At 40.9% G+C, this 15,288-nt stretch carries 18 protein-coding genes and 1 pseudogene; 6 read left to right on the forward strand and 13 right to left on the reverse strand.

Features of this window, described 5'->3' with window-relative positions:
* The first annotated feature begins 283 nt into the window (after positions 1–283).
* Complete coding sequence (locus VB732_RS14815; protein WP_323231626.1) at positions 284–1,762, forward strand: alpha-amylase; 1,479 nt, start codon at positions 284–286, stop codon at positions 1,760–1,762.
* Between the two features lie 560 nt (positions 1,763–2,322).
* On the opposite strand, the gene VB732_RS14820 is transcribed toward VB732_RS14815, so the two are convergent.
* Complete coding sequence (locus VB732_RS14820) at positions 2,323–2,763, reverse strand: thermonuclease family protein (protein ID WP_323231627.1); 441 nt, start codon at positions 2,761–2,763, stop codon at positions 2,323–2,325.
* A gap of 82 nt (positions 2,764–2,845) precedes the next feature.
* Positions 2,846–3,409, reverse strand: coding sequence for an HD domain-containing protein (locus VB732_RS14825; protein ID WP_323231628.1), 564 nt, complete (start codon positions 3,407–3,409; stop codon positions 2,846–2,848).
* Positions 3,410–3,645: 236 nt separating this feature from the next.
* Here VB732_RS14825 and VB732_RS14830 point away from each other — a divergent pair, with 236 nt between their 5' ends.
* Positions 3,646–4,143 carry a quercetin 2,3-dioxygenase gene (locus VB732_RS14830; RefSeq protein ID WP_323231629.1) on the forward strand — a complete coding sequence of 166 codons (498 nt, stop codon included), beginning with the start codon at positions 3,646–3,648 and terminating at the stop codon, positions 4,141–4,143.
* Positions 4,144–4,389: 246 nt separating this feature from the next.
* Here the strand turns inward: VB732_RS14830 and VB732_RS14835 are convergent, their stop codons facing one another.
* The gene (locus tag VB732_RS14835; protein ID WP_323231630.1) at positions 4,390–4,776 is read right to left on the reverse strand and encodes a hypothetical protein; all 387 of its coding nucleotides are present in this window, start codon (positions 4,774–4,776) and stop codon (positions 4,390–4,392) included.
* Between the two features lie 133 nt (positions 4,777–4,909).
* Here VB732_RS14835 and VB732_RS14840 point away from each other — a divergent pair, with 133 nt between their 5' ends.
* Positions 4,910–5,173, forward strand: coding sequence for a hypothetical protein (locus VB732_RS14840; protein WP_323231631.1), 264 nt, complete (start codon positions 4,910–4,912; stop codon positions 5,171–5,173).
* A gap of 246 nt (positions 5,174–5,419) precedes the next feature.
* The gene (locus VB732_RS14845) at positions 5,420–7,402 is read left to right on the forward strand and encodes an amylo-alpha-1,6-glucosidase (RefSeq protein WP_323231632.1); all 1,983 of its coding nucleotides are present in this window, start codon (positions 5,420–5,422) and stop codon (positions 7,400–7,402) included.
* A gap of 40 nt (positions 7,403–7,442) precedes the next feature.
* Here the strand turns inward: VB732_RS14845 and VB732_RS14850 are convergent, their stop codons facing one another.
* The 3 genes from VB732_RS14850 to VB732_RS14860 form a co-directional block, all read right to left on the reverse strand.
* Positions 7,443–7,688: a hypothetical protein gene (locus VB732_RS14850; protein WP_416235749.1), complete on the reverse strand. Its 246-nt coding sequence runs from the start codon at positions 7,686–7,688 to the stop codon at positions 7,443–7,445.
* 334 nt (positions 7,689–8,022) lie between these two features.
* On the reverse strand, positions 8,023–8,724 hold the full coding sequence (locus VB732_RS14855) for a serine/threonine protein kinase (RefSeq protein WP_323231634.1): 702 nt from the start codon (positions 8,722–8,724) through the stop codon (positions 8,023–8,025).
* 393 nt (positions 8,725–9,117) lie between these two features.
* Positions 9,118–9,429 carry a YciI family protein gene (locus VB732_RS14860; protein ID WP_323231635.1) on the reverse strand — a complete coding sequence of 104 codons (312 nt, stop codon included), beginning with the start codon at positions 9,427–9,429 and terminating at the stop codon, positions 9,118–9,120.
* A gap of 245 nt (positions 9,430–9,674) precedes the next feature.
* On the opposite strand from VB732_RS14860, the gene VB732_RS14865 reads away from it, so the two are divergent.
* Positions 9,675–10,241 (forward strand): hypothetical protein, encoded by a 567-nt coding sequence (locus tag VB732_RS14865; protein WP_323231636.1) that lies wholly within the window; start codon positions 9,675–9,677, stop codon positions 10,239–10,241.
* A 72-nt stretch (positions 10,242–10,313) separates the two neighbouring features.
* Here the strand turns inward: VB732_RS14865 and VB732_RS14870 are convergent, their stop codons facing one another.
* Entirely contained in the window at positions 10,314–11,336 is a 1,023-nt protein-coding gene (locus VB732_RS14870; RefSeq protein ID WP_323231637.1) for an aromatic ring-hydroxylating dioxygenase subunit alpha, read from the reverse strand.
* 147 nt (positions 11,337–11,483) lie between these two features.
* On the opposite strand from VB732_RS14870, the gene VB732_RS14875 reads away from it, so the two are divergent.
* Positions 11,484–13,058 (forward strand): RNA-directed DNA polymerase, encoded by a 1,575-nt coding sequence (locus tag VB732_RS14875; RefSeq protein ID WP_323231638.1) that lies wholly within the window; start codon positions 11,484–11,486, stop codon positions 13,056–13,058.
* A gap of 71 nt (positions 13,059–13,129) precedes the next feature.
* On the opposite strand, the gene VB732_RS14880 is transcribed toward VB732_RS14875, so the two are convergent.
* The 6 genes and pseudogenes from VB732_RS14880 to VB732_RS14905 all read right to left on the reverse strand — a co-directional run.
* Complete coding sequence (locus tag VB732_RS14880; RefSeq protein ID WP_323231639.1) at positions 13,130–13,375, reverse strand: type II toxin-antitoxin system Phd/YefM family antitoxin; 246 nt, start codon at positions 13,373–13,375, stop codon at positions 13,130–13,132.
* 153 nt (positions 13,376–13,528) lie between these two features.
* Positions 13,529–13,993 carry an SMI1/KNR4 family protein gene (locus tag VB732_RS14885; protein WP_323231640.1) on the reverse strand — a complete coding sequence of 155 codons (465 nt, stop codon included), beginning with the start codon at positions 13,991–13,993 and terminating at the stop codon, positions 13,529–13,531.
* A 14-nt stretch (positions 13,994–14,007) separates the two neighbouring features.
* Positions 14,008–14,232 carry a deaminase domain-containing protein gene (locus tag VB732_RS14890; RefSeq protein WP_323231641.1) on the reverse strand — a complete coding sequence of 75 codons (225 nt, stop codon included), beginning with the start codon at positions 14,230–14,232 and terminating at the stop codon, positions 14,008–14,010.
* Positions 14,233–14,235: 3 nt separating this feature from the next.
* Complete coding sequence (locus VB732_RS14895; RefSeq protein WP_323231642.1) at positions 14,236–14,400, reverse strand: hypothetical protein; 165 nt, start codon at positions 14,398–14,400, stop codon at positions 14,236–14,238.
* Between the two features lie 32 nt (positions 14,401–14,432).
* The gene (locus VB732_RS14900; protein ID WP_323231643.1) at positions 14,433–14,717 is read right to left on the reverse strand and encodes a 2Fe-2S iron-sulfur cluster-binding protein; all 285 of its coding nucleotides are present in this window, start codon (positions 14,715–14,717) and stop codon (positions 14,433–14,435) included.
* Between the two features lie 84 nt (positions 14,718–14,801).
* Positions 14,802–15,288 (reverse strand): annotated as a pseudogene (locus VB732_RS14905) (ISKra4 family transposase); the annotation flags it as partial.

A 15,288-nucleotide genomic window follows, 5' to 3' on the forward strand; every position in this document is an offset into this window, starting at 1 on the left:
TGAAAATGTCAAAGTATGTCATTGCGAATGCAACGAAGTGGAATGTTCGCATAGCGTCTCGTAGAGATAGCAATCGCAAAGGTTTGGGATTGCCGCGCTACGCTCGCAATGACATAAGTATTAAGTCGAACATGATATTATTTCTTGTCCCTTATTCCCTGCTCTCCATTTTCTTAAGTATTTCTTCCAGATTTTCGGAACTAAATCGCATGAAAAATTCCGAATTGCCACCAATCTCGACTGTAGCTTTGATCAAAGGTGATATTTACAGGCACAACGAGATATGGCAAAGATTAATGGCACAATGATGCAATATTTCCACTGGTACATCCCTAATGATGGGAACTTGTGGAGTAAAGTCGAGGCTTCAGCACCAGAATTAGCAGATGCAGGTTTTACAGCAATGTGGCTACCACCAGCCTACAAGGGTTTTGCTGGATCGTATGATGTGGGATACGGTGTTTACGATTTATTTGATTTAGGTGAATTTGAGCAAAAAGGCTCGATTCGGACGAAATACGGTACACGTAAGCAGTATATTGATGCGGTTAAATCTCTGCAAACGCATGGTCTGCAAGTTTATGCAGATGCAGTACTAAATCATAGGATGGGCGGTGATGCAGTAGAAACACCAAAAGCAACGCCTTTTCCTCAAGACGATCGCCTCAATCCTAAAGGTGGGTTACAAGATATTAAGACATACACTCATTATAATTTCCCTGGACGGCAAGGCAAATATTCTAACTTTGAATGGCATTGGTGGCATTTTGATGCTGTTGATTATAACGAATATAACAGTGGCGATCGCAGCACAGTTTATTTATTAGAAGGTAAAAAGTTTGACGACTACGTAGCCTTAGAAAAAGGCAACTTTGCCTATTTGATGGGTTGCGATATCGATTTTCAAAATGAGTGGGTGTGCGGTGAAACTACCTACTGGGGTAAGTGGTATCTTGATACCACAAAAGTAGATGGTTTCCGCATTGATGCTATTAAACATATTTCCTCTTGGTTCTTTCCGCAATGGATAGATGAACTAGAACGTCATGCTGGTAAAGATTTATTTATGGTAGGAGAGTATTGGTATAACGATATTAATACTCTGCTTTGGTATGTTGATGCTGTTCGTGGCAAGATGTCAGTTTTTGACGTACCACTACATTACAACTTCCATCAAGCCAGCAAATCTGGAGGCAATTATGATATGCGCCGGATTTTAGATGGCACAATGATGCAACAACGTCCTACCCATGCTGTGACATTTGTCGAAAATCATGATTCTCAGCCATTACAAGCTTTGGAATCTGTGGTTGAACCTTGGTTTAAACCCTTAGCTTACGCCATTATTTTGTTACGACAAGAAGGCTATCCTTGTGTCTTTCATGCTGACTACTATGGTGCGGAGTATGAAGACTGGGGGAAAGATGGCAATCGTTACAATATTTTTATGCCGTCCCACCGTTGGATTATTGATAAGTTACTTTATGCACGAAAACATTATGCTTACGGGCCACAATATAACTATTTAGACCATTGGAATACTATTGGTTGGACACGCTTAGGTGATGAAGATCATCCTCAAGGAATGGCTGTGATTATGAGTGATGGTTCAGAAGGCGTTAAATGGATGGAAGTTGGTAAATCCAATACTAAGTTTATTGACTTAACTGAACATATCAAAGAAGCTGTATATACCAATGAATGGGGCTGGGGTGAATTTCGTTGTCTAGGTGGTTCAGTATCAGTTTGGATTCAAGCATAAAACATACTCTGAAGGCGAACCCGCTTATTAAAAATGACTTGTCCTCGCACAAGCTTTATTCACGCCTTGCGAGTTCCACCGAATATGAAATCAGCGCGTGAAGCAATTAGTTGGGTAAGTTGGGGAGTATATCCAGACCTTCACAAAGAAACGGTAAGTAACTACGCAAAATTAATTACAGTCATTGCGAGCGAAGCGTTCGCGGAGCGTCTCGTAGAGATAGCAATCCCAGCCCTTGCGATTGCTTCATTTCGCTTCGCTGCATTCGCAATGACATTGTGTAATTAATTGTGTTTACCTACTTATTAAGTCTATTTACATACTTCATCCTATTGAAAATGGCTTAATACTCCCTAACTCTTTTTAAAAAGGAAATAATTAATAATAAACATTCGACTGGATTTGATATTATATCAAGTTCGGGTGATTGCTTATAATAAAACTTCTCAATGTAGGTTGGGTTGAACGGCAGTGAAACCCAACATGAACAAGGATCAAGCGTTGGGTTTCGTTCCTCAACCCAACCTACAGATATTATAAGTATTTAACCGAACCTGATATTACTTGATAGGAGACTTTAATTGCACTTTTGATTGCTGCCACAATCCCAGACGCTTATTTTTAGCATTAGCTTCTGCAATTAAAAATTGGGTTTTGCTTTCGTAGCAATTCTGTAAAGTTTCTCGGTCAACGACAGCATTACCTGACTCTATCAAAAGCAGATTTACTGACCGATTATCCACATACACTTCCCCAACCGTGCGGCCATTTTCAAGCTGTTCTGTGCCTCTAATCACGACAGGAGTTTTAGGTGGTAGTAGCTGTTTTAACCTTTGTGTTGCTGCTAAAGTATACGCCTGTCCAGGCGCTTTTGGTGCATTAATACACGCTAGTCTAACTGGAATTGCTTGTCCAGCATTATTTTTAACCAAAATTGTATTTCCATCTGTAACACCAACTACTGTAGCTAGCACCAACATTAGTTCAATTAATTCCATCATTTTCTATGTAAGAATTTATGCATAAATATAATATTATTAGAGTACTGAACTTCCTAGTGTGAGTTAAATCACAAAAGGCTATTTACCTGATAAACGCTTTGTAATCTTCAATTAACTTTGCCAAGCGGGATGCAAGAAATGGGCTTGCATCCTGTAAAGCTTCATAAATCTGAATACCTTCTTCTCGATATCGAATAATTTTGTCTTGAGTCCAATAATGTGGTGGTGCTTGGAGATTGGTGATTCTATCTGCTAATTTTACCATCCATATTTCTTGTGGTTGCTCTTTTATCCTTTGTAAACTATCTGCCATTTGCAGATGTTTTGCTAAATTTTCATCTTTGGTCAGTGCAAGTACACCATTAGCTACTGATTCACCAAATTCGGTTTTTATCTCCTCAAATGTTGTATTAGTATCTTCGATGGTGTCATGCAAAATAGCACATTGAATAGCAAGATTTCCATCATGTTCTGTTTCTACGCTTAGGGCTGCAATTACTTCCATACTTACAAAATTCAGGTGCATGAGGTAAGGTATTTCTGAACCTGGCATTTTCTGACCTTGATGGGCGTGGGCTGCTTTCTTGAAGGCTTTAATGTAAGTTTCTTGTGACCAGTTGTTTGGGCTGAGTTGATGTTTTTCCATTTATCGATTTTTCTTATTAAGTGATGTAATACTGTATCTCGTAATCCTAAATTAGAATCACCGTAGCAGAAGAAGTGCTTAACCTTTTTTTAATTGGAGCGAAGCGACTTGACTTCAGTCTGCTCTATTTACGATGATGTGGTTAAGTTTATTTATATCTAAGTACTTACAAACTGAAAATTGCAGTAGTTTTTTTAGTAAATGTATAATATAAAACATTTTAAAGGGAAATAACTATGACAGTCAATCTACAAGGAATATTACAGCAACCAGGACAAGGTTCTTCATACTGGGTACTTGGAGATTTGTATACCTTTAAAGCGGTAGGTGAAGAAACTGGTCAAGCTTATGCTCTAATTGAGATTACTGTTCAACCACAGAACGGGACACCTCCCCACATTCATAGTCACGAAGACGAAGCTTTCTATATTCAAGAGGGAGAATTGGAATTTCAGCTTGATGAGCAGATTCTTCTAGCAACCCCTGGAACCTTTCTCCACTCTCCCAGAGGTCAACTTCACAGATTTTTAAATATCGGTACAAAGCCAGCAAAATTACTTTGCTGGTTCACACCAGCAGGGATAGAGAAGTTTTTCATGGAAGTAGGTGTGCCAGTTTCAGACAGAATGCAATTACCTAGCGTTAGTCCCGCAGATATGGAAAAAGCGGTGGCTGCTGCTTCAAAATATGGTGTGGAAATTATTCCGCCGTCTGCTGCATCTTCGCAGGTGTAAGAGGGTGTTTGAAAAGTCTAATTTATTACTCACCGGGCGACTGGAAGTCGCGGCTACACAGTCAAAACCCACCTCCGTGGGTTAAAATCATTGATTTTTTCTTAGTCCACGGAGGTGGACTTAGTAGCGAATTCTATTCGCCTAAAACTTTTCAAACAACCTCTAAGGTAATATAACTACAAGCGATCGCAGTTAAACACCAAACAACAGTGCTAGAAAGTCCCAGAATAGCGATCGCTAACTAAGCTAATCATAGAGAGTTCCAATATGAAAACGCTTAAACGCTCTCGCTGCTTCAGGAATTAGCTCAATATACCAATATCCATTGATTTCATCTGCGAACCAACTAATTATTGCAAGTGCTGGTTGCCCAAATTCATCATCTTTTACCCCAAAAAATTTGCAGAACTTTTCACCTAAATGACCAATTTGGCCAGAAGAGTCACCATCATATCCGGCCGCTTCAGATAATTCCCAAGTGCGTAATCTGCGATTGTCTTTCATAAAGTAACAATGCTGATACAACTTATTCAAGATAGCTTTGTGTCCCGGAGTTAATTCTTCATAAATTGAGTGGAATGCCTCTAAATATTTTTCCTCTGAAGGAATATAACGTTCAATATCTTTCAACACTCTATTCTTCCTCTTTTGATTTGAAAATTCGCTGACAATGAGTAAATTATTATAGTTTTCCCTCCCTAATTCGTTGCTACAGCGTACACACAGGTCTTTTAAAGTTGCTGCGTAACGTAGGGTGGGTTAATTTTTGTATGTCGATGCAACAAAGATGCAGGTCGATGCAACAAAGATGCAGGTCGATGCAACAAAGATGCAGGTCGATGCAACAAAGGTGCAGGGCGATGCAACAAAGGTGCGAGTCGATGCAACAAAGGTGCAGGTCGATGCAACAAAGGTGCGAGTCGATGCAACAAAGGTGCAGGTCGATGCAACAAAGGTGCAGGTCGATGCAACAAAGGTGCAGGGCAATGCAACAAAGGTGCAGATCAAGAGACTTGTGTGTACACTCTAGCTAATTCCTTGAGGGTGGGTGCTTCTCTAATAACGTTAAAGATAAAAAACCGTTTAGAGGAATTTTAGCTTCTACTTGCAGAAATGTCTTACTAAAGATACTTGTATTTAATATTACTTAAAACAATGTATTTTATTTAACCGCGATCGCCAGTTAAGATTTTAGAACTCTTAATACCATTCTCAGCACACTAGAGGATTCATAATCGATAATCCAAATATTGATCCCAAGAAAAAGTGTTGAGTTATGTGTATAGAATTTGGGCGGGAAATCTGCGGCAATCTTGACACGGCAGAGTCACGGGAATGGTTAGTTACTAATGGTATTGGTGGTTATGCTTCTGGAACTGTGGCTGGTTTATTGACCCGTCGCTATCACGGATTACTGGTAGCAGCATTGAAACCACCTTTAGGTCGTACCTTAATGCTGACAAAACTAGATGAAACTGTCCTGTATGACAATCGCTCTTATTCTCTAGACAGCAATCGTTGGGCAGATGGGATTGTCAGCCCTCACGGTTATCAAAATATTGAACGTTTTTCTCTGGAAGGTACAATTCCCTTATGGCGTTTTGCTGTTGCCGATGCCTTACTAGAAAAACGGGTGTGGATGCAACAAGGTGCTAACACAACTTATGTGCAATATACTCTGCGGCGTGCCACACAACCTCTGAAGTTGACGCTCAAAGCAATGGTAAACTACCGCGATTATCACAGCGATACCCAAAGTAATGATTGGCAGATGTCTGTTGAGCAGGTGGAACAGGGGATTTGTGTAACTGCTTATCCGGGTGCTGTACCACTGTATCTACTAAGTGATGGCGGTAGTGCATCTGTTGTCCACGATTGGTATTATGGCTTTGACCTGGCTGTTGAACGCTATCGAGGATTGAGAGATAGAGAAGACCATCTCCACGCTGCAACTTTTGAGGTTACACTGAATCCTGGGGAAGCGATCGCATTTGTAGCCAGCACAGAAAAACAAGCAAATCTCAATGCTGAAGCTGCGCTGAAGTTACGTCGCGCTCAAGAACAGAAGCTAACAGGATTTTGGAATAGTAACCGACCTCTCAAGACTAAAGAATCACCTACTTGGATTAAGCAACTAATATTAGCTGCTGACCAGTTTATTGTTGACCGTCCAGTGTCAGAAGACGCTAACGGCAAAACTATCATCGCTGGTTATCACTGGTTTAGTGACTGGGGACGCGACACCATGATTAGTCTACCTGGTTTGACAATTTCCACTGGTCGCCCAGAAGTAGCACGCTCAATTCTTCGCACCTTTGCTAGATATGTAGACCAAGGAATGCTGCCGAATCGCTTTCCCGATGCAGGTGAGCAACCAGAATATAATACAGTCGATGCCACTCTCTGGTATTTTGAAGCAGTCCGCGCTTACTACAGCGCTACGGATGATGATAATTTGCTTGCTGAACTATTTCCCATACTTGCAGACATCATTGATTGGCACTGTCGCGGTACACGCTACAACATCCATCTTGATGCGGCCGACGGCTTACTTTATGCAGGTGTTGCAGGTGTACAACTAACCTGGATGGATGCCAAAGTTGACGATTGGGTAGTTACGCCCCGAATTGGCAAACCGATTGAAGTTAATGCCCTCTGGTATAATGCTTTACGGACAATGGCCAAGTTTGCCCGTCACCTTGGTAAACCACACCAAGAATATGAGGCAATGGCAGACCGGGCTAAGTATAGATTTTCTCGCTTCTGGAATGAGGAGACAGGTTATTGTTATGACGTTCTAGACAGTCCTGATGGTGATGATGCGGCGTTGCGACCTAACCAAATATTTGCTGTTTCGCTACCAGAAAGCCCACTAACACCTGCCCAGCAAAAGAGTGTGGTGGAAACTTGCGGGCGATCGCTGCTAACTTCTTATGGGTTGCGATCGCTTGCTTCCGACCATCCCCAATGCCAGGGTAAATACGGTGGTAATCAGTATCAAAGAGATGGAGCTTATCACCAGGGGACAGTTTGGGGTTGGTTGTTGGGGCCGTTCGTTTTAGCCCACCTGCGCGTCTACAAAAACCCTGAGCAAGCTCGTCAATTTTTAGAACCAATGGCTAATCATCTTACTGCACACGGTCTTGGTAGTCTCAGCGAGATTTTTGATGGTGATGCCCCGATTACTCCACGGGGATGTATTGCCCAAGCGTGGACAGTGGCAGAAGTTTTACGTGCTTGGTTGGCGACAGATAATTGATGCGTTTACCTGTTACCCCACCCAAAGTTGAGTAAAACAGCTACCCATCAGCAATTTCTACGATCCGCTTAGTTCCATCTTTACTCTCTATTACATCTACAGAAAAGAATTGACTTCCAATCCCTTTTGCACATTCTTTAAGGATCTCTGGCAATACTGTTCGGTTAACGCAAGAGACGCGATGAATCGCCGTCTCTACAATAGTTGTTTTTTCGTCTTGACGGCGATTTATCGCATCTCTGACTTTTCCTGTTAAGTCTCTTTTGCAAGCTGCCAACCTTGACAAAGGTCGTGCAATTTTAACCAGCCTCGCCACAGCACCTGGATACCAATAGGGGTTTTATGTCGATGTTCTAAGTAATATCATGTCCGGCAGATTAATTGTGATATGTCATTGCGAGCGAAGTGAAGCAATCGCAAGGCTTTTGGGATTGCTATCTCTACGAGACGCTCCGCGAACACTTCGTACCCTGCGGGAACGCCAAGGGCGGTACGCAATGACAATTATTTAACCGGACACGATATAACATTCTGGTTAAACTCAAAGCAGTAGCAAGGGGTGCAATACCATTTTTTGACACAGAAATACTTAATGTTTGCAAGGATAAATTTAAATTAACCTAACGTTTCAAACGTTTAAAACGAGTTAATCTTAGGAGTAGTTGACAACAGAAAGTTTTGAATGAAGTTGCCAGACGATAACTTTTGCGGAGCATATTTAAGGTCGAGTATGGCACACGCAATCGAAGTGGGCGCAACACAGGACGATATAACCAGTAATAAGCTTTTTTTAAGTGATTCCATTTTGAACAGGCTTCTGGATGCAGAAAATCTGAAATGTCTACAACTAACCCTCTACTCTGATGCATCATCACATTACGACCGTGGACATCATGAGGGTGGAGTCCGCGACTTATAGCATAGTCCAAAGCTTTATCGATATCCCGTATTACCTGCTGAGGAATTGGTAAGCCCAAGTGCATACAATCGTAGAGAGTTGTTCCATAAAGCCGTTTCAAAATTAGAAAGCTATCTTTGGCGTACAAACACTCAGAAAATGCCGGATGAAAACCTAAACGACGGTAGACTTCTACTTCCTCTTCAAAGCCTGGTCGTCCTGGGGCATAAATTTTAACTACACACTCTGGGTAATCGGGGTGATAAACTACTGCGGCATAATTTCCTTTCCCAAGCAGTCGCCAGGGTTGTGGAAGATAGCCGACCTGAATGGGATTACGGGGATTAACACTTTCAATTTGTAATCTAGGCAATAGTTCTTGATAAATGCTTCTGACTAACTGTTCTGGGAGCAATTTGTCCATACCGGATAAGTTTCTGACACCAAAGAACAAGATAAACTACTTGATTTATCTCAACTATTACGGCAACAGTTGGAATTGAGCTTAATTTTGAAATGGCAATCCCTATATTGTGACAACAGAGCTAGGAATATGAACCATCGTGGATAACTGGCATAATCTTAACTGCGATCGCTGGAGCTATCATCACCGCTATCTTGATTTTCCAAAGAACTAACTAGCTTTCCATCGCGCTTACCGAAGAATGGATAGCTACCCAACCGGCAGATGAGGACAGTATTATTGATTGTAATTCCCGATTACGTGAGGCAGCCACACACTTACTTTAGAAATTTTGCTGTTATCTCAATTATCAGAATTTTATACTGTGCATTTATCTGCTTATATCCAAGTAATTTAGACGGGAGCAAAACGATCGCGTCCAATGTGAACTTCCCACTCCACAACTCTAGCAGAGTCCGCTAGCATACCGTCTCGCGCACGAGGGCTACTGTTTACAACAGCTTGAGCCTGTTCAAGATTCTCTGCCTGGATTACCCAAAGCCCAGTTCCATCATGGGGAGAAAACGGCCCACAGCACAGTAGTGTTCCTTTCTCATGTTGCTCATTAAACCAAGTGAGTTGATTTTGGTCATGCTCTGGGTGAGCCAATTTATAGTCGTAGTACTCTGGAACGGTTGCAACCACAACGGCAAAAAGTTTAGACATAATGCTCTAGTTGGTGATTTGAGATGATGTTCAAATTGTATGATCTGAAATAGCGATTGTATGAACGCCAGTGTATGTTCAAAAATCAGTGTTAAATCTGCCCTAATCTACAATCCCATATTCTTGTTCAATAAAACCTAATAGTTTTTCCTCAAACTCAGTCAAATACGGGCGATTCAGCTTTCCCAGATTGAGAAATCAAGAAATTTGCACTTTTTTAAGATTTTTAGGTATAGTTATTGACTATGAATATATTAAAATACCCAGTTAACTTTGCTTCCTTTTGTGTTGTCGCTTGTATTATCGCTTCTACAGCTACGGTAATTGCTCAACCAAAATCTTCACAAACCAATTCGGTAATAAAACTAACACCTACTCAGTTAAAAATTTTGCGATCGCTAGGGTTAAAAGTAGCATTACCAAGCTACATACCCGCGAATTTTCGTGCCGACAAAGTATTAGTTGAGGCTGGGCGGGAAAATGTTGATGGCTTGCGTTACTTAGTTGTTTACCAAAATTTAAGTGCAGATAGATGCTTTGCGATTGAGTCAACATCTGGTGGTATTGGCGACTTGCCTTCTGGGTCGCGCAGTTATCCAATAAATTCTCCAATATTTGGAAAAAGCGTTTTGGAGCTAGGATTATACGGTAATGCCAAACAACCAACATTGCTATCGCAGTGGTTGGGTTCGCAAAATGGCCCTTTTTACAGATTTGTTGGTACGGGAGTAGTACCAGAATTGTCTAATTGTAGTAACCTTACTCCCCAAGAAGCAGTCAAAGTTTCACAGTCGATTCGATACTTCAATTAATCTACTGCGGCTACTAACTAATTGCCTGGACTTAATATGATTCATTGATTAACTACAAATTACGAATTATATTTAAACCCAAAATGTAACTTTTACTGATTGATTTGGCAATAAACGCGGATCTTCTCCACGAGATATCGCTGCCATAATTGACTCTACAAATATATGAATTGTGTCCGCAGGCGTATTATAAAATTGTGTCCCGTATTTAGCGATCGCTTCCCCCTGAATACCCAAAATTTCCACGTCTTGGCGGATAATGTGTTGAGCAGTCCACCGCACAAAGGGGCGTGCTAATTTATTCCAAATACCATAGTTGTAGGTGACATCGGTGTAAACCAGAGTTGAATTATCGGTTTCTGGAATAGATTGACTGGTAATGAATAAATGGCGATTATGTGCCATCTTATACTCTACAGAGGTAATGTTTGGCATATAAAAGCGATCGCTATGTTTAATCTCTGCACCCTGCAAATTCAGAAAACGGCTGTACCATCCCAAATTACTGTTTTCGTTGCGATACTCCACCAAAACCGAACCATTCCAGCGTTCTACAGTCATCTCTAACTTCTGTTGGCGAGAAGTACGGAAAACCCCAGGATGAACAAAAGCCGTATGGGGAATATCAATAAAGTTCTCCGCACAATTAGTAACATTGTTAGCAAAACGGTTAATTACCCGCACCGTCTCCCATTCCGTTTGTCCGTAGTGAGGCATAGAAAAGGGTTCAAGATCAACGCTTGGGGTATCAGCTAACCGCACATAAACATAGCCATCCTGTTCTTTGGTAGCGTAACACTTGGCTCGACGCTGTGGCGAAGGTTTGAAATCATCTCCTTCGGCTGGAACAGCAATGACATTACCAACCCTGTCATATACCCAACCATGATAGGGACATTGTAAAGCACCGTTACAGATTTTACCTGATGACAGACGGCTATTGCGGTGTAAACAGCGATCGCGCAAAGCTACGGGTTGTCCATCTTCACCCCGAAATATCGCTAACCATTCTCCTAAAACGGTGCGTGGTAATACCTTGTTAGGTTGTAACTGTTCGCTGAGTGCGACAATGTACCAGAAATCTGCAAATTGCATAGTGGGTGGGAGCGATCGTATTTAAATTATGGCAATGTCTCAAGCAAACATTGCTATTTCAGCGTTATTTGTTTATTCACGCAAGTTACCCGGACAAATCCTTTGAGTAGGTTTACATTGGATATGTATTAGTTAAATTCAGGATGTATGTTAACCCTTAAAGCAAATAGTCTCAATTGGGCTTTGGAACATGCGCTGAGGTATGGTGATACTGATGTGTTTCCACTTCCATTTGAGTATGATTCTATACAACATGATTGGACTGAGCTTCGTACATGGTTGGAGGGACACAATATTCTTGAATGGCAAGTACGCCCACATCGTACTCTACTCTCGCCTAAAGCTAAACATGGGTTTAGGGTGATAACACAGCTAGACCCACTCGATTTTCTTATCTTTGCTGCTACTATCCGAGAAATTGCGCCCGATATTGAAGCAAGTCGAATTCCAGTCAACCAGAAGATAGTTTTTTCATATCGATTTGCAGCAGGAACAGATGGTCAATTATTTGACTCTAATATCGGCTATGAAGCATTTTTAAACCAAGCTCGATTTATATTGCAAGATAATGCAATAAACTTTGTCACTATTACTGACATTGCTGACTTTTACCCACGCATATATCACCATCGTTTAGAAAATGCCCTACAAAGCACTACTAACCGTCAGTCTCATGTTAAAGCAATAATGCGTCTCTTAGCTGGCTGGAATGGAACAGAAACTTTTGGAATTCCAGTTGGCAATGCTCCATCACGTTTACTTGCTGAAATAACTCTCTCAGATGTGGATGAGGCTCTTCTTGCAAACAGAGTGCGCTTTATTCGCTTCAATGATGACTATCGAATTTTTACACAAAGTTACGCAGAGGCTTACCGTCATCTCGCTTTTCTAGCTGATGTTTTGTTTCGCAATCACGGTCTTACACTTCAGCTGCAAAAAACTAATATTCTTGAGAAGAACTTATTCATAAACCGCTTTTTATCATCACCAGAAGACCGTGAATTAGATTCTTTGAAAGTAGGCTTCAAGCGCCTTATCACTGAGCTAGGGTTGGCCGATCCGTATGAAAGAATTAATTATGATGATTTAACTCAATCTCAACAGGAACTGATTAACTCTCTAAATCTTGTCAAACTGTTTCGTAATGAAATTGATGTTGATGGTGAGCCAGATTTAATGCTCATTAGATTTGTGTTACGGCGAATGGGTCAACTTGGGGATGCTTCGATAATAGACGACGTATTAGATAATTTGGAAGTCCTACATCCTGCATTTCCAGATATTATTCAGTACCTCAAAAGGCTTCCTCATCTATCAGATGAGCAACGTAGTAGCATTGGAGCAAAGGTCATCGACTTGTTAAAAGATTCAATTATTAGCGAACTTGACTATCATAGAATGTGGGCCCTGGATTTGTTTACCCATTCAACTGAATGGAACAATCAGGATAAATTTTTTGAATTACTCGTATCTGCAAGAGACACTTTGAGCAAACGGCAACTGATCCTGGCAATGGGAAGAGCATCACAACGTCATTGGTTTCAGTCACAATGGCGTAGTCTGTTTGATGAACCTCATTGGTCGCGTCGGGCTTTGCTTGCAGGAGCTAGTTGTATGCCTGGTGATGCGCGAAAGCATTGGTATCGGTCTGTTGAGGCTAGACTTGATCCCCTTGAAAGGGCTGTAATGAAGTGGGCAAGGCAGTATCCGTTTGGTATTTAAAGTTCCTGCCGCATAAAAATTACTCTAATGTATAAACCACCATAACCAACACTGCGTATGTAGAAAAAGTTTCATTCTTCACCGCCCTCAAATGCTGCCAATATCTCATCTGGTAAAGGAGCGTTAAAATCCTCTGGCAGCACAAAACGCTCTTTATCCTGTCCTAAACTATCGCGGCGATTTGATGAAGTGCGAAACGGAACTAACTTCGCAATGGGAATGCCTCGATCAGAAATAATGATTTCTTGTCCATGCTCTACCCGCAACAAAAGCTGTGAGAGATTCGTTTCAGCTTGATGGATATTTACAGTTTCCATGATTTTATTTAAGTCTCTAAATTGAGTTTAACCAATTCATCCTTCCATTAACCATTACTGTGAAAGAAGCTTTCTGAATTCGCTTTTAGTGGGTACAAATACAACGTTCTTGGTTAGAAGGAAAACTGATTGTCAATTTGATATGGTCAATATCTAACTTGCTAGAGACATCGAAGATTTTAAATATAGCTCGATTTCCACAGCTATAAAGTCACTAAATGTATCATGACTTTTGACAAAATAAGGCTCTTGCTGACCTTCGCAATATGAGTAAGTTGGTGGGTTATCACCTTCTGAAAGCCTGAAAAAGCTAAACTGATAACCCTGGTGCATAAAAAATACAAAAGCATCCTCTGGTAAAGCTTCAGGAAAATCATTTTCTACTAAAAGTTGTTTAGCCCATTCTTGAATTTGCGGTAGATGCTGATAAAAGCAATCAGAGCCACGCAAAAACTTACCTGCACCATGCCCCATCATCTTGAGAAAGTCTCTGTAAATACTGGGCAAAGTAATACCTTGTTGTTGTTCAAATTGAATTATTTCCAAATCTGAACATGGCGAAAGCTGATTATCGTTAAAAATAAGCTGAAGTGGTTCGGGTAAATTGCGAATTGACATTTATACCGACTCCTTTACGCAATGTTTCCGTGATGTACATTTAGCTGAATGTTCGGGAAAGTTTGCCTAAACTGCTTAATGACATACTCACACGAATCACATGGCTCTCTCTCGGTGAATAACTCAATTTTACCCTTTACTTCTCTATTATTTGTATATTTTTCAGCGATCGCTTCTAATATTTTGTACTCTGAATCTAAGTCTCTTCGATGTCCGGTAACTTCAAAGGTTTTAAACATCGGTTAATTCGGTAAAACAACCGCTCCCTCTCGCAATAGCTTACCACTAAAGGCGAATAGCTCGGTAAGCGTCTCATCTACCCATACTCTAGCAATAGCAACATTTCGGGCTGGTGCTGGCACGTTACAACTTTTACGAATTTCTGCGACGCGCTTTAACCAATCCATACTTGCTCTTTTAGTAGTTTTTAAATCACCATCTAAATCTTACGAATTTCAAGATTACCTGTAACATCAAGCTGACAAGCTAACCGCGCATTAGGATAATTAGCTGCTAATGTCTCTAACATTTCCTGTTCATCAGGTTGTGGAGGAGGAATATCACCAATAACCTCAACCAAACAAGTGCCACAAATTCCAGTCCGACAACCAAATAAAACAGGTGAATTCTGAATTGTGAGATGTTCAGACAAACTTTGATGACATTCCAGAGTGATAGGAATAAAATCACTTCCTGGAAAGGATATCTTACAAAAGTCAGCCATAATACGCAAAAATATTACCTAAACAACACTCTTCCATTCCTCTCTGTGCCCTGTGCCGGGAGCATCCACTTTTGGCAGAAACATTCAAATAGCAAGTAAACCATTGAGATAAGCACAACGAACAGAGAGGATTTGATTAACACTATCAACATTCCACTGTCCACCAGAAATTTTAATCCTAGCTCCAATCTGTTTAATAGCAGACTCAACGGCACCAGAACCAATAGAACAGAGTTGTTCCGCTTGGTAATAGTTATAGTTGACAATGCGAGAGCGATGTTTGTTGAGATAAGCGATGAAATTCTTAGCTTGTTTGCCTCGGCAATGATGAAATAAAGCCTGAGTTTCTGCTACTTGACCCTGCCACAAAAGAGTTTCAGCAGTTTTGAGCCGCTTTAAAGAACCACCCACTTTGTAAAGATTTTCTTTGAGATGATACCAATCTAATATTTCCCAACGCTCAAAATGCTCACTTTTACCAAACTCTTTGACTAAATTCCACACTCCATCATGACCATCCCCTAAGCACACTAACGGATTAACCAGATGCTGGCTATTGACATAATCAATT

Origin of the sequence: Nostoc sp. UHCC 0252 (assembly GCF_034931145.1) — a bacterium.
Lineage (GTDB): Bacteria > Cyanobacteriota > Cyanobacteriia > Cyanobacteriales > Nostocaceae > Nostoc.

Coding starts and splice junctions, on each gene's coding strand:
- VB732_RS14820 (WP_323231627.1), bottom strand. CDS start 2,763: ATGATGGAATTAATTGAACTAATGTTGGTGCTAGCTACAGTAGTTGGT.
- VB732_RS14885 (WP_323231640.1), bottom strand. CDS start 13,993: ATGTCAATTCGCAATTTACCCGAACCACTTCAGCTTATTTTTAACGAT.
- VB732_RS14855 (WP_323231634.1), bottom strand. CDS start 8,724: ATGGACAAATTGCTCCCAGAACAGTTAGTCAGAAGCATTTATCAAGAA.
- VB732_RS14890 (WP_323231641.1), bottom strand. CDS start 14,232: ATGTTTAAAACCTTTGAAGTTACCGGACATCGAAGAGACTTAGATTCA.
- VB732_RS14830 (WP_323231629.1), top strand. CDS start 3,646: ATGACAGTCAATCTACAAGGAATATTACAGCAACCAGGACAAGGTTCT.
- VB732_RS14895 (WP_323231642.1), bottom strand. CDS start 14,400: ATGGATTGGTTAAAGCGCGTCGCAGAAATTCGTAAAAGTTGTAACGTG.
- VB732_RS14875 (WP_323231638.1), top strand. CDS start 11,484: ATGTTAACCCTTAAAGCAAATAGTCTCAATTGGGCTTTGGAACATGCG.
- VB732_RS14815 (WP_323231626.1), top strand. CDS start 284: ATGGCAAAGATTAATGGCACAATGATGCAATATTTCCACTGGTACATC.
- VB732_RS14870 (WP_323231637.1), bottom strand. CDS start 11,336: ATGCAATTTGCAGATTTCTGGTACATTGTCGCACTCAGCGAACAGTTA.
- VB732_RS14900 (WP_323231643.1), bottom strand. CDS start 14,717: ATGGCTGACTTTTGTAAGATATCCTTTCCAGGAAGTGATTTTATTCCT.
- VB732_RS14860 (WP_323231635.1), bottom strand. CDS start 9,429: ATGTCTAAACTTTTTGCCGTTGTGGTTGCAACCGTTCCAGAGTACTAC.
- VB732_RS14825 (WP_323231628.1), bottom strand. CDS start 3,409: ATGGAAAAACATCAACTCAGCCCAAACAACTGGTCACAAGAAACTTAC.
- VB732_RS14845 (WP_323231632.1), top strand. CDS start 5,420: ATGTGTATAGAATTTGGGCGGGAAATCTGCGGCAATCTTGACACGGCA.
- VB732_RS14865 (WP_323231636.1), top strand. CDS start 9,675: ATGAATATATTAAAATACCCAGTTAACTTTGCTTCCTTTTGTGTTGTC.
- VB732_RS14880 (WP_323231639.1), bottom strand. CDS start 13,375: ATGGAAACTGTAAATATCCATCAAGCTGAAACGAATCTCTCACAGCTT.